The 12,407-nt window shown below is 53.8% G+C and carries 16 protein-coding genes, 1 tRNA gene and 1 pseudogene; 14 read left to right on the top strand and 4 right to left on the bottom strand.

Translation table 11 applies throughout. From position 1 onward, the window contains the following. The first annotated feature begins 120 nt into the window (after nt 1–120). The 4 genes and pseudogenes from ABJV08_RS04230 to ABJV08_RS04215 all read left to right on the top strand — a co-directional run. Nucleotides 121–741 carry a cold shock domain-containing protein gene (locus ABJV08_RS04230; RefSeq protein ID WP_348041393.1) on the top strand — a complete coding sequence of 207 codons (621 nt, stop codon included), beginning with the start codon at nt 121–123 and terminating at the stop codon, nt 739–741. Between the two features lie 17 nt (nt 742–758). Beyond that, nucleotides 759–1,265 (top strand): DUF192 domain-containing protein, encoded by a 507-nt coding sequence (locus tag ABJV08_RS04225; RefSeq protein ID WP_348041395.1) that lies wholly within the window; start codon nt 759–761, stop codon nt 1,263–1,265. A gap of 78 nt (nt 1,266–1,343) precedes the next feature. After that, the gene (locus ABJV08_RS04220) at nt 1,344–1,751 is read left to right on the top strand and encodes an NADH:ubiquinone oxidoreductase subunit NDUFA12 (RefSeq protein WP_348041397.1); all 408 of its coding nucleotides are present in this window, start codon (nt 1,344–1,346) and stop codon (nt 1,749–1,751) included. Next, nucleotides 1,748–2,188, top strand: a pseudogene (locus ABJV08_RS04215) (DUF2155 domain-containing protein); the annotation flags it as partial. The gene ABJV08_RS04220 and the pseudogene ABJV08_RS04215, both read left to right, overlap by 4 nt. Before the next feature lie 35 nt (nt 2,189–2,223). Here ABJV08_RS04215 and aat read toward each other — a convergent pair. After that, a complete protein-coding gene (gene aat / locus ABJV08_RS04210; protein ID WP_348041399.1) occupies nt 2,224–3,105 on the bottom strand; it encodes a leucyl/phenylalanyl-tRNA--protein transferase in 882 nt (293 codons plus the stop codon). A 63-nt stretch (nt 3,106–3,168) separates the two neighbouring features. Next, nucleotides 3,169–4,074, bottom strand: a complete 906-nt coding sequence (locus ABJV08_RS04205) for a hydrogen peroxide-inducible genes activator (protein ID WP_348041401.1) — start codon at nt 4,072–4,074, stop codon at nt 3,169–3,171. Between the two features lie 358 nt (nt 4,075–4,432). Between ABJV08_RS04205 and nhaA the strand changes: the two genes are divergently transcribed. The 3 genes from nhaA (at nt 4,433) to ABJV08_RS04190 (ending at nt 7,371) form a co-directional block, all read left to right on the top strand. Beyond that, the gene (gene nhaA / locus ABJV08_RS04200) at nt 4,433–5,614 is read left to right on the top strand and encodes a Na+/H+ antiporter NhaA (RefSeq protein ID WP_348041403.1); all 1,182 of its coding nucleotides are present in this window, start codon (nt 4,433–4,435) and stop codon (nt 5,612–5,614) included. An 89-nt stretch (nt 5,615–5,703) separates the two neighbouring features. After that, nucleotides 5,704–6,099 carry a YbaN family protein gene (locus ABJV08_RS04195; protein WP_348041405.1) on the top strand — a complete coding sequence of 132 codons (396 nt, stop codon included), beginning with the start codon at nt 5,704–5,706 and terminating at the stop codon, nt 6,097–6,099. Between the two features lie 51 nt (nt 6,100–6,150). Continuing rightward, on the top strand, nt 6,151–7,371 hold the full coding sequence (locus ABJV08_RS04190; RefSeq protein ID WP_348041407.1) for an aromatic ring-hydroxylating dioxygenase subunit alpha: 1,221 nt from the start codon (nt 6,151–6,153) through the stop codon (nt 7,369–7,371). A 6-nt stretch (nt 7,372–7,377) separates the two neighbouring features. On the opposite strand, the gene ABJV08_RS04185 is transcribed toward ABJV08_RS04190, so the two are convergent. Both ABJV08_RS04185 and ABJV08_RS04180 read right to left on the bottom strand, forming a co-directional pair. Next, the gene (locus ABJV08_RS04185; protein WP_348041409.1) at nt 7,378–7,926 is read right to left on the bottom strand and encodes a cupin domain-containing protein; all 549 of its coding nucleotides are present in this window, start codon (nt 7,924–7,926) and stop codon (nt 7,378–7,380) included. Nucleotides 7,927–8,007: 81 nt separating this feature from the next. Next, nucleotides 8,008–8,376, bottom strand: a complete 369-nt coding sequence (locus ABJV08_RS04180; protein ID WP_348041411.1) for a PilZ domain-containing protein — start codon at nt 8,374–8,376, stop codon at nt 8,008–8,010. Nucleotides 8,377–8,619: 243 nt separating this feature from the next. Here ABJV08_RS04180 and ABJV08_RS04175 point away from each other — a divergent pair. The 7 genes from ABJV08_RS04175 (at nt 8,620) to nusG (ending at nt 12,267) form a co-directional block, all read left to right on the top strand. Further along, nucleotides 8,620–8,695 (top strand) — tRNA-Trp (locus tag ABJV08_RS04175). 27 nt (nt 8,696–8,722) lie between these two features. Continuing rightward, entirely contained in the window at nt 8,723–9,112 is a 390-nt protein-coding gene (locus ABJV08_RS04170; protein WP_348041413.1) for a VOC family protein, read from the top strand. A 66-nt stretch (nt 9,113–9,178) separates the two neighbouring features. Then, nucleotides 9,179–10,057: a phytanoyl-CoA dioxygenase family protein gene (locus tag ABJV08_RS04165; RefSeq protein ID WP_348041415.1), complete on the top strand. Its 879-nt coding sequence runs from the start codon at nt 9,179–9,181 to the stop codon at nt 10,055–10,057. Between the two features lie 43 nt (nt 10,058–10,100). Continuing rightward, nucleotides 10,101–10,793 (top strand): DsbA family protein, encoded by a 693-nt coding sequence (locus ABJV08_RS04160; protein WP_348041417.1) that lies wholly within the window; start codon nt 10,101–10,103, stop codon nt 10,791–10,793. Beyond that, complete coding sequence (locus ABJV08_RS04155; RefSeq protein ID WP_348041419.1) at nt 10,787–11,344, top strand: DsbA family protein; 558 nt, start codon at nt 10,787–10,789, stop codon at nt 11,342–11,344. Before ABJV08_RS04160 ends, ABJV08_RS04155 begins: the two co-directional genes overlap by 7 nt. 161 nt (nt 11,345–11,505) lie before the next feature. Beyond that, entirely contained in the window at nt 11,506–11,700 is a 195-nt protein-coding gene (secE, locus tag ABJV08_RS04150) for a preprotein translocase subunit SecE (protein WP_067197601.1), read from the top strand. A gap of 30 nt (nt 11,701–11,730) precedes the next feature. Beyond that, nucleotides 11,731–12,267, top strand: a complete 537-nt coding sequence (gene nusG, locus ABJV08_RS04145) for a transcription termination/antitermination protein NusG (protein WP_348041421.1) — start codon at nt 11,731–11,733, stop codon at nt 12,265–12,267. Nucleotides 12,268–12,407 lie beyond the last annotated feature (140 nt).

Here is a 12,407-nt window from a genome sequence, read left to right as displayed (position 1 = left end):
TCGCCTGGGACGCTTTGACGTCCGGAATCGCCAGTTTACAATTAATATGATATAGAGAAATCACCGAGTCGGAAGTCCGATAGACTTTTGATTTGGTTTAGTTTTGTTCGGAGATGTATCGTGGCAAGCTTATTTGCTGAACCAGTCCCTGCGGATAGTGACACAGTCTTTCCCAGCGAAGATGATCATGCTTCTGCAGATCCAGATCAGCTTCGCGCAAAAGGCATCGTGAAATGGTTCGATAGTCATCGCGGCTTCGGCTTCATCGTTCCGCAAGACGATCAATCTGACGACGGTCTGTCCAACCCGCAATCGGATATATTGGTGCACTGGAGTCTCCTCGAGACGCTTGGCACCCGGGAGCTTCCGGAAAAAGCTGTAGTCACTTGCGAATATGTGGCTGCGCCCAAAGGGTTGCAAGCGACAAAAATCCTCGACATCGATCTCTCGCCCTGCAGTGCAGAAATCGAACCATCGGCAACGTCAGACCCTCGTCAGGCAATGCACATTGTAGATGATGCATCCCCTTTCTCCGAGACAGAAGTGAAATGGTTCAATCGCGTCAAAGGCTATGGCTTTCTTGTCAGTCACGATTTCAGTGGCGACATATTCTTGCACATGGAAACGCTGCGCGATGCCGGCATGGCGGAAGTTGTGCCTGGCCAACAATTGCTCGCTCGCATAAAAGCCAGCGACCGCGGTCATATGGCAGTGCAAGTGTGCTTGCATCCGTCCGACTAAAATAGAATATAGCGCCTATGAAAAAGATGAACAAAGCGGCCACGCTGGCCCTGATGCTGCTTTTCACAATGGGGTTGTCCGGCTGCAATGCCCGAGCGGGTGACGCTGCGGCAGCCAATCCGCAGAGTGATTTGGCACTATCGGAGGCTGGCCTCCGTCAAGTTCCGCTCAGCATAAAGACAGCCAATGCGACCCATGAGCTTGTCGTAGAAGTCGCGGAAAGCAGCGCTCAACAGGCGCAGGGCTTGATGTTTCGGACCGAATTGGCACCCGACAAGGGTATGATTTTTCCTTTTGCAAAGGATCGCGCTGCGAGTTTCTGGATGAAAAACACCGTCATTTCGCTCGACATAATTTTTCTCCGGCGGGATGGAACGATCGAATCGATTGCAGCCAATACCATACCCTATTCACTCGCTCCGGTTCGCTCCAACGAACCCGTTGCGACGGTGCTCGAAATTGCTGCAGGCCGCGCTGCGGAATTGAATATCGGTCCGGGTGACACGGTCACTTGGCCTCGATGACCTCCGCATCGACCAACATCCGTCCAATTTGACATTTTTTCATTGCGAAGCGCATGGCTGCGGGGCTAAGCGAACGCCATGAGCATATTGGCGAAAATTTTCACTTGGTGGGACGGCGCAACAATCGGCACGACCCTGTTCAGTGCCCGCAATGGTCAACGCGTCGGCGAAGATGTGTTTGGCAATATATATTTTCAGGCAAAGAAAGCTGGCACCGGCCATCCCGCGAGAAAACGTTGGGTCATCTATAATGGCTCCAACGATTCCAGCCGCGTGCCGCCCGAATGGCATGGCTGGCTTCACAATAGCTATGATGAAATTCCCGAAAGCCATCTTCCACAGCCGCGGATCTGGGAAAAAGAACCGAGCGGAAACCTAACCGGAACCGCGCAAGCCTATCGGCCTGCAGGTGCGCTAGAAGAAGGCGGCCATCGCGCTGCAGCAACCGGCGACTATGAATCCTGGAACCCCGCCGAAGCGGAATGACCGGCATGATTCGCCAATCCAATCTTTTCTCGCTGCTCGCGGCAACCTTCCTGCTGACTGGTTGCAGCTGGTTCAACAGTGATAATGTGGATGAAAATGCCACCGGACAATCTGCCGAAAAGGCCGAAGTCGCGGCAACGGATGATGATCTGATCGCTTCCGTGACCGAGCAGATCGGGACACCGATGGCAGAACGTGTGGCAACGCTTGGTTTCTTGAACAAACGCAACGGACTGACGCGAGATCTAGAACTCAGGCCGGGTCAGTCGATTAGGATCGGACGGGCCATTGTCCGTCTGCGCGCTTGCGAGAGAGCAGCCCCTTGGGAGCTCACTCCCGAACAAGGTGCTTTTGTGCAATTGCTTGTCAATGAACGCCCGTCCAGTCGGTCCGGCGATGATCAATGGAAGCGCGTATTCTCAGGCTGGCTGTTTCGGGAATCACCGTCCCTAAACGTAGTGGAACATCCGATTTACGATGTGTGGGTCAAGAGCTGCGCGATGAGCTTCCCGGGTGAAGAAAGTCCACCGGAAGATTCGATCAATCCGACCGCGCCGCGTACATCTTCTTCCAATTTGTCCAATAGCGTATCAAGCGCCCCGAACGAAACGGTTCCTGAAACCGCCGCACCGGCTCCAGCTCCAGCGCCAGCCCCCGCAGCCGCGCCGCCGGCCAGGCCCGCACCAGTTGCTCCCGCACCGCCACCTGCAGCCGAGCCGGAAGATTTGATCGGTGACTTGATCGCCGAAACCGAAGCAGACGAATAACCCCTGGCCCGACTAAGCTGTTCCAGATATTCTTGCTGACTGATTTCGATCGCCCCTAAAGAGGCGAGATGGTCCGTTATGAACTGGCAATCGAGCAGAAGGAAACCGCCGACTTTCAAGCGGGCTACGAGCCATGCCAACGCGACTTTCGACGCATCACTTGCTCTTGAAAACATGCTTTCACCGCAAAAGGCTCCGCCAATGGCTAAGCCATAAAGCCCCCCGACAAGGGCATCCTCGCCGCCAGCATCATCTGCGAGCCAGCATTCGACACTGTGCGCATATCCGCGTTTATGCAGTTCATTGAAAGACTGTTCGATTTCGGCATTGATCCAAGTTTCTCTCCGGTCAGCAGCTTCTTCTGCACAGATCGCAATAACATCAGCGAAAGCACGATCTACGGTCACATGAAAGCGATCGGATCTGATGGTTTTGCGAAGCGAGCGAGACATCTGGAAATTGTCGAGCGGCATGATCGCGCGATTTTTCGGTTCTACCCAGAATGTATCCGGGTCATCCCGTGCATCCGCCATAGGGAAAATCCCGGACGCATAGGCTTTGAGAAGCAGGTCGAGGTCAATTGTCATTTTGAAAGGATATCCTGAACAGCGTGACCCGACCATATCGAATCAGACCAGACTTGCTACCGCTCAACTGGCCATCAACACGCGTGCTTCATCGGCAATTTTTGCCGCAATCAAAGCATATTCGGCAGCAAAACCGGCGTTGCTTCGCCAAGCAGCCCCGATGCTGCGAGTCACGGACCAGCCCTCGACATTGAGCAATGCTACATCACCGCCGCGCGCCAGTTCGGAGCGAACATATAGTTCCGGCAAAATGGCCAATCCCAGACCCGATGCAACCATTTGTCGCACGCTATCCAGGCTAGTGCCTTCATAATCGCGCAGCAGGTTCATATCATGTTGTTGGCATTGGCTGACCACATCACGGTGCAGGTGATGCCGTCGATCAAGACTCAGCACCGGCGAGCCGGCCAAATCGGAAAGCGTAAGATGGTCACGAGACGCAAACGGATGATCGGGTGGCGCGACAAGCATCAACGGCTCGCGGAAAAGCGGTTCAATGTGAAGGTTTTCGCCTTCGATTGGCAAGGGCCCTAGCAACATATCAATCGAGCCTTTGGTCAGCTCCATAGCTTGTAAATCGGGAATCCCTTCTCGCATGTAAAAGCGCAAATCCGGTCGCGTCCGGTGCAAGGCTGCAATCACCGGAGGCATGAGATAGGGGCCTAAAGTCGGAGACACACCGAAACGCAATATACCGGCGAGACTGTCGCTCGCCCGTTCAGCCAAATCACGAATATCTTTCACTTCCACCAACACCTGTCGCGCGCGCGCAGCAATCTCGCGGCCCACAGGTGTCAGTTCCGCACCATGGGTGCGCCGCTCCACCAAGGTCACGCCCAATCTTTGTTCAAGGGTTCGCAGCTGATGACTCAACGTTGGTTGCGAAGCAGCGGCGGCCTGGGCCGCCTTACCAAAATGACCGTGATCAGCAACTGCGACTAGATATTCGAATTGGCGTAAAGTTGGCATAAACCTATCATTTCACCTTATAGAAAATTTCTATCGTTTTTTACAATTTCATTCGATTGGGGTTATCATGCGTTTTTCGATATATCAACTCTATCGACGCTGATGCGCGATAGAAAGAGTATTAATCATGGAACAATACGCCAACAGCTTAATCCGAAATCGGCGCAAATTGGACCATGAGATCGCGAGCGATCACGACAATAGCGAAGAAGGTCTTGAGCTGAAGGAATTACAGCGCAGGACCCGATATAATCAACCAAGCGAATCCGCTTGATCCTTTTCGTTCCCCCTCTCCTGGGGCGGCAGCACTCCCTCTCCCGCTAGCCGCCCCTATTTTTTCAATCAGGATGATGCCGCGATGGTAAAAAAAATGGGCACCGCCCTTCAGGAGTTTATTGCGCAGGAAACCAGCGCAGGCATTGTTTTATTTTGCGCGGCCGTCGCCGCCATGATTGCGATGAACAGCGCATTGAGTCCTTATTATCTGGCTTTTCTCGACATTCCGGTTGCCGTGCAATTTGGCGGACTGGAAATTGCCAAACCCTTAGCGCTATGGATCAATGACGGTTTGATGGCGATTTTCTTCTTCCTGGTGGGATTAGAAGTGAAGCGCGAACTGCTCGAGGGACAGCTTTCGAGTATCGAGCAAGCGTCGCTTCCGGCCATCGCAGCGGTGGGTGGCATGGCAGTCCCGGCGCTTGTCTTCCTCTATTTTAACTGGTCGATCCCCTCGAATATCAACGGTTGGGCCATTCCGGCGGCAACCGACATTGCCTTTGCCCTGGGTGTTCTCGCCCTGCTCGGCAAACATGCGCCCGTCTCACTGAAAATATTGCTCCTGGCGATCGCGATCATCGATGACATCGGAGCAATCGTCATCATCGCTCTTTTTTATACCGCAGAAGTATCGAGCTTCTCTCTGTTGCTCGCGGGAGGCGGGACCATCCTTTTGTTTGCAATGAACCGCATGGGCGTGATTCGGACGGCCCCCTACATATTGGTCGGCACATTCCTTTGGATTTGCGTCCTGAAATCCGGCGTCCACGCCACGCTGGCCGGCGTGATTGCCGCTCTTGCTATACCGTTAAACGCCAAAGATGGCAGTTCGCCGTTAAAGCATCTCGAGCATACCCTACATCCATGGACCGCCTTCCTGGTGCTGCCGATATTCGCCTTTGCCAATGCCGGCGTCTCCTTAGCCGGACTAGAAATTTCCGACTTGATGGCGCCCCTGGCTCTTGGCGTGGCGGCGGGCCTCGTTATCGGCAAGCAAATCGGTGTGTTCGGGTTCATGTTTCTCGCGACCAAGCTCGGCCTGGTTAAGCGACCAACCGGCGTCTCTTGGCTCCAACTATATGGACTGGCCTGCTTGACCGGGATCGGGTTCACCATGAGCCTGTTCATCGGTAACCTGGCTTTTGTCGATCCCGCCCAGATAGAAACCGTCAAGCTGGGCGTCATTAGCGGTTCACTGGTCTCGGGTCTGCTGGGATATTGTCTCTTGCGGTTTTTCTCGTCGGCACACCGCTCCAGCCGCTAGAACCAACAATGGCTAAACACCCTTTTGGTAGATCAAATGGATCGATCGAATCTATCGGCGTTCCTGACAATCCGTGATAGAGCACAAATATGAAGAGGCAATTCTATCTGATAGCGGGCCTGATATCGCTCGGCCTCGGCGGCATCGGAGTGATTCTGCCGTTGCTCCCGACCGTACCCTTCATGATATTGGCCGCCTTCTGTTTTGCCAATAGCTCGCCACGGCTGGAAGCGTGGCTCGTCGAGCATCCTGTATTCGGTGTTCATATCAACAACTGGCGTCAGCGACGGGCCATCACCCGCCGCGGAAAATGGGCCGCGACAGCCGCCTTTGCAGCCAGTTGCGTAATTGCCCTTCTATTTGTTAAACCGCCCTGGAACCTCATTCCCATTGCCGCAGCGTTGATCAGCGGCAGCTGGATATGGACCCGCAACGAGCCCGATCCTGAAAAAGCAATCACCCGCCCCCCTTCGCAGAAAGAATAGTGTGCGCTGCACGCGAATCTGATATTCTACGGGTGAATTAAGGAGAGAAAAATGTCGCGGCAGCAATTGTTGGAAATGACTCGTTCGCTGGTAGAACATGGCAAAGCAGACACCATGGAACTGACCGATGATGTGGTCGCGGTACCCGTGGCCGACTATATTGATGAAGACCGTTTCGAACTTGAGAAAGATCGTATCTTCAAACGCTTGCCGCTGATGATGGCGCCGTCGTGCGAATTGCCTGAGCCGGGCTGTTACAAAGCGATGGAAATGGCCGGCATCCCTGTGCTGATGACCCGCCAGAAGGACGGCACCGCACAGGCATTCCTCAACAGCTGTTCACATCGTGGCAATCCGGTTGCCCAAGGTTCTGGGAAAGCCACCCGTTTCACCTGTGGCTATCATGGCTGGACATTCAAAAATGACGGGGATTTGTTAGCGGTCGCGTCGCCTAAAGATTTTGGTACGGTCGACAAAGCGCAATTCTGTCTCAAGAAATTTCCGACATTGGAACGCGCCGGCTTGATCTGGGCAACCCTGGATCCGGAAAGCACGCTCGATATCGAAGCCTATCTGTGCGGCTATGATAGCCTACTCGAACATTTTGGTTTCGACGGCTGGCATCTGTTCGATCAGCGTACGATTTCGGGACCCAACTGGAAGACAGCCTATGATGGCTATCTCGATTTTTACCACCTGCCTGTCCTCCACAAGGACACGTTCGGCGCGGATTTCTTCAACCGCGCCAATTTCTTTGCCTGGGGGCCACATCAGCGCCTTTCCTCGCCCTCAAAATGCATTCAGAAGACCGGCAGCGATGAGCAAATTGATCTCACTGAAATTGATGAAAAAGACTGGCCAATTGATGCTCTTTTGCAGGGCGTCTGGACGATCTTCCCGCACATCTCGATCGCCAGCTTCTATGGCGGAGGCGGGCGTGGCGCGCTTATTTCACAGCTTTTCCCAGGCAAGACCGTGGGCGAAAGCTACACCACACAATTTTATGTGATGGAATTTGAACCGACCGATGACGCCGTCCGGCAAGGCGCACATGATCAATTTGCGTTTCTGGAAACGGTCGTCGCGGAAGAAGATTATAAAACCGGAAAGCGGCAGCATGAAGCGTTGCAATCCGGATTGATGGACAAGGTCTGGTTTGGCCGCAACGAAGGCGGTGGCCAGGTCTTCCACCAATGGGTCGACCGGTTGATCAAGGCCGATGACGCGGAACTGGATCAGATATTCGCGCCGCAGTTGCAAGCAGCGGAATAGCGGGGCTCAGACGTTGCGATATTCCCGAACAGGGGGCATCGCTTCCTTCCACTTGGGTTGCTCAGTGCGCAGTTTTTCGAGCATTTTTTCCCAATAGGCCTCGGTTTTCCCTTTAAATTGAATATCAAAATCTTCCTGGGTTCTGAATTCAAGAATCTCGACGCCTTCGTCCCCGACCGTATAAGTATAGGGGGTGTCGGCCGGCAGAAAAAAGCCGTCGCCCGCCGCCATTTCTTCCGTGCCCATTTTGATTGTACCGCTGATCAGATAATAGAGGCAATCGCTGTCATGGCTGTGCAACGGCAACGGGTAAGCGGGCTTGAACCACACATAATGAAGCGAGAAACCAAAGCCGCTGAACAGGCATTTTAGAACGGCGCCTTCCCCAATACCGGCCTCGCCAAGCTTGGCCGCACCATCCAATATCACCGGATCCTTGTCGACATATGCCATATGTCCCGCTTCATCGAGGCTGGGTGCATCCTGGCCCCTGAAGATCCGCATGACTTTCAGCGGTTCCGGCTTTTGGGAAATGGGAGCGCCTGCGTCTGTCATATATTCCTCCGGATCAAAGTAGAAGGGGAACATAGCAGCGCAGACGCCCTCAGGAAAAGCGGGCAAATTGTTAGGCTTTGCCTATTCTGCGGGATATTTGTCCAGATAATGCTTCAGGACAGCCAAATTCAGCAGGTTTTTGAAAGCGCAGCCAATACCTTCATTGCTATGCCGCACCACCTCGGCCTCAAGCGCGCCGAGACCCGGGAGAGTTATCCAGCATAGCGTACCGGGATGCACTTCAAGCAAGGCATCACAGGCAAAGCCGGCAAGCGACATGTCCGTGACCTCCACAGCAAAGCCACTGGAACAGGAAAATCGCATTCGCGCAGGAATCGCCAGTCGATGCCGTGGGGAGCATCGGTCTTCATCAGAAGCAATGGCATAAGGGACAAGCTCGTCTGCATCATTGGCAACTTCTGAAAGCAAGTCGATTGTTAAGTCTGACATTTCTGTTTCCTGTGCGCGGGTTATACGGCGTCCAACGCCGCCCTGGTCCTTGATTAGCCAGCGACAGAAACATATTGGTCTTCGCAGGTAAACCGTGTCTTCCTCCTCGAGGTAAACAGCCATTTGGTAAAATTTAACCATCTTGTCTTTTGCCCTGCTTGCGTACAATCACGCTTGCCGAAAGCATCTCGGGACGCTAAGGCGCGCGAACCGGCTGTATCGCAAGGGTGATACGTCCCGTGCAGGAGTGTAGCTCAGTTGGTAGAGCATCGGTCTCCAAAACCGAGGGCCCACGGTTCGAGTCCGTGCACTCCTGCCATTTCTTTCATTGAAGATTGAAATTCTCATGACCCAGTTTATTTCCGCCGTTTCGCTAGTCGTTCCCGACTATGATCAGGCCATCGCATTCTATGTCGGCTTATTGGGATTCGAGCTGATCGAAGACACCGAATTGTCCGAGGACAAACGCTGGGTTCTGGTAGCACCGCCCGGCAGCACAGAAACCCGCCTGCTGCTCTCCAGAGCGAGCAATGAAGCGCAGGAAGAGATCATTGGCGAACAAGCCGGCGGCCGGGTATTCCTGTTCCTCGAAACCTACGATTTTGAGGGAGATTTCGCTCTCATGGAGCGGGCCGGCATCGACATTGTGGAAGAACCCCGAGTCGAAAAATATGGTCAGGTGGCTGTCTTTCGGGATCCTTTTGGCAACAAATGGGATCTGATCGAACGGCACTAATAATCGGATGCCGTAGCGTCACCACAGTAAATTGCCTGAAGCGCCATTTTCTGCCACTATCCTCCCATGAACAAACATAAAATGGCATCAGCCGACGAGGCCGCACTGGAGCCCTATCTGGGCGGCAGAAGTTTCGCGCAATGCTGGGAACAATATGAAGCCGATGGCTATGTGATTTTCCCAGGAATCATGTCCGAGGAAGATATCGAACGGCAGCGGGGCGCGTTGCAACCCTTTATCGAAGCCGACATTCGCGGGCGCAATGTATTTGAAGGCGTCCAGTCCAATCGCATCTACGCCATGTTGGGCAAAGATCCTGTTTTTTCCGACCTGATAGTCCATCCTCTGCAATTGGCTTTTGCGGCAAAAGAACTGGGACAGTCTTGCCTCTTGTCAGCCTGTCTTGCAATCAACTTGCATCCGGGAGAAACGGTCCAGCCCTGGCATATGGACGATGACCACTGTCGCCAGCCATCTCCTCGCAAAGCCTTGGGGGTAAGCACCTTCTGGGCGATTGATCCGATGACAGAAGATAATGGCGCGACCGAACTCATTCCGGGTAGCCACAAATGGGGCAAGGTCGAATTGAACGGCGCCAATAGCCTCGGCGATTTCATCAGCAAAGGCAGCGACGATCAAGATGTGGATCCCGGCGCACATAAGGACGCAATAAAGGCCATCATGCCAGCTGGCTCCCTGATGATTACCAAGGGAAATCTATGGCATCGTGGCGGTGCAAACCGTTCAGACAAGTCGCGTTTGATCGTGACACCGCAATATTGCCCGGGCTGGATGCGGCCCCTCGAAACGATGTTGCTGGCGGTGCCGGAAGACAAAGCCGCTGCCTTGCCAAAGCGCGTTCAGGAATTGCTGGGCTATTCTATCCACGAGCCGTTCATGGGCTATGTCGATGGCATGCATCCGGGCAGAACATTGGCGGGTTAGTCAATCGGATCGCCGGATATAATTCGTGTCAAAGGAGATAGCTTTGAAAGCCCTGGAAAGCGACGCGCCGCTCATCATCTATATCGACATCAAAAGCCCCTATGCCTTTGCCGCCATCCGGCCAACGCTGGCGCTGGAGCAAGCGCTCGGCATGCGATTCGACTGGCGGCCCTTGACGCTCGACATTCCAAGCTATCTGGGCTCCGCGCGCAAGAGTCAGGGCAAAGTGGTCGAAAGCACCCGCAGCGCGAGCCAATGGGAGCGTGTGAAATACGGCTATCGCGACGCACGCCGCTATGCCGAACGCCAGGGACTAATGCTGAAGGGAACAGAAAAAATCTGGGACTCTTCGATCGCCAATATCGGGATCTTATGGGTCATGCAGACGGACCGCAATCGACTCGGCGCCTATCTGGAGACCGTCTATCCTCCCTTTTGGCGACGTGAGTTGGATATTGAAGATATTGCGGTGGTCGAAGGCTGCCTGAAGGCTGCGGGAATCAATGCAGAGGGTTTTGCTGCCTTTCAACAAGGCGAAGGACGCCTCCAGCATGATGAGCTGCAATCCCAGCTCCACCTTAGCGGTATTTATGGTGTCCCAACCTATGTGTTTGATGACACCATCCTGTTCGGTCGCGAACATTTGCCTTTTGTCCGCTGGCACCTGGAAGGCAAAAAAGGCTCGGCCCCCGACATAGCTTACGAGATCGAAGCCTTGGAGGCCGTATCATGTTGACGGTTTCCATCGATTTCAAATCGCCGGCATCCTATCTGGCGCTTCGGCCGACATTGAATCTGGCACAGGAAACCGGTGTGGAAATTGACTGGCTTCCCTTTTCGGTTCGTCCCTTTTCCGTGCCGGAAGAAAGGCCTGACGAGACAGTGGGTGATCGCCACCGTCGCGTTCGTGCGATTGCCCAGCGGGACACCCATTTACACTATGCCGCGGTTCAGGGTCTCCAGATGTGCTTTTCGGACGCCCCTGCCGGCAGCGACCACGCCCTCGCGGCCATGGCTGGCATAGAAGGCAACCCGATCCCGTTCATCCAGACCGCTTTCGATGCCTATTGGATAGAGCAAGCAGATTTGAATGATGAATCGGTGGTAGCGTCCTTGCTTGCTTCGCTGGATATGGTGGTCCCCGATCCGCAATCGGCGCACGCAAAGCTGATGACGAGCCGGAAAAAGGCTGAAGAAATGGGGGTTTTCGAATCACCATCTTATATCATTGCCGACCAACTCTTCCTTGGCCGGGAACATCTTCCCTGGATACGGTCCCTGATCTAGGGACGAGCATCCGGCAAAATCCTACTCTTTTTCTTGCGAATCCGGGAATCTGCGTCTAAAGGGCTGGTTCTTTCCGAAACCATGCATATATCCGAACACAGTCAAATGACTGACACCCGGAGTTTATGTGGAAACCGGCGAGAAAGTTTAGGGAATCAAGCATGGCGAAAGTCAATCCAGGCGAATTTATGAATCAGGTCAAGGCCGAGACCAATAAGGTCGTCTGGCCTACATGGCCCGAGACCGTCCGTACGGCGATCCTCGTGCTGATCATGACCACTATTCTAGGCCTGTTTTTTCTGGGCGTTGATTCGGTTTTTAACGGCATTGTGGCCTGGCTCCTGAGCCTCGCTTAAACGCCCCTCACAGTTTTTTAGGTTATTCGCATGGCACGCTGGTATATTATTCACGCTTATTCGGGCTTTGAGCACAAGGTCAAAGAAGCCATTGAGGCTGACGCCAAGCGGCTTAGCCTGACCGAGCTGGTCGAGGATATCGAAGTCCCGACCGAGACCATTACCGAAGTCAAACGCGGCAAAAAGATCCAGTCGGAGCGGAAATTCTTCCCCGGCTATGTGTTGGCCAAGCTGGAAATGACCGATGATGTCTATCACTTGGTCAAGAACCAGCCCAAGGTTACCGGCTTCCTCGGCAGCAGCGGCAAACCACAGGCAATCAGCGAAGCAGAAGCAGCGCGTATCCTGAACACCAAGGAAGAAGCGGCCAACGCTCCGAAAGAGCGGATCACAGTCGCCTACGAAATTGGCGACGAGGTCAAGGTCAAGAGCGGCCCCTTCAACAGTTTCAACGGCATTGTCGAAGAACTGGATTTCGACAAGAACAAGGTCAAGGTTTCCGTTTCCATCTTTGGTCGCGCAACCCCGGTCGAACTGGACTTTGGCGAAGTCGACCTGATCAGCTAGTTTTCACGCTCCGGATTCTAACTCGGAGCACACAGAATTTGAAACTTCGGTTTCGAATGCCAGCGCGGGAGGAGGTTTCGATCTCTGTTTGACCGCTTAATTTGCGGGTGCGGCAATTTCGCCAATCCCAAAAGAATGAA

This window comes from Parasphingorhabdus sp., assembly GCF_039982395.1.
Classification (GTDB): domain Bacteria; phylum Pseudomonadota; class Alphaproteobacteria; order Sphingomonadales; family Sphingomonadaceae; genus Parasphingorhabdus.
Note: the sequence above shows the minus strand (reverse complement) of the source record. Positions and strands in the feature narration are given on the sequence as shown.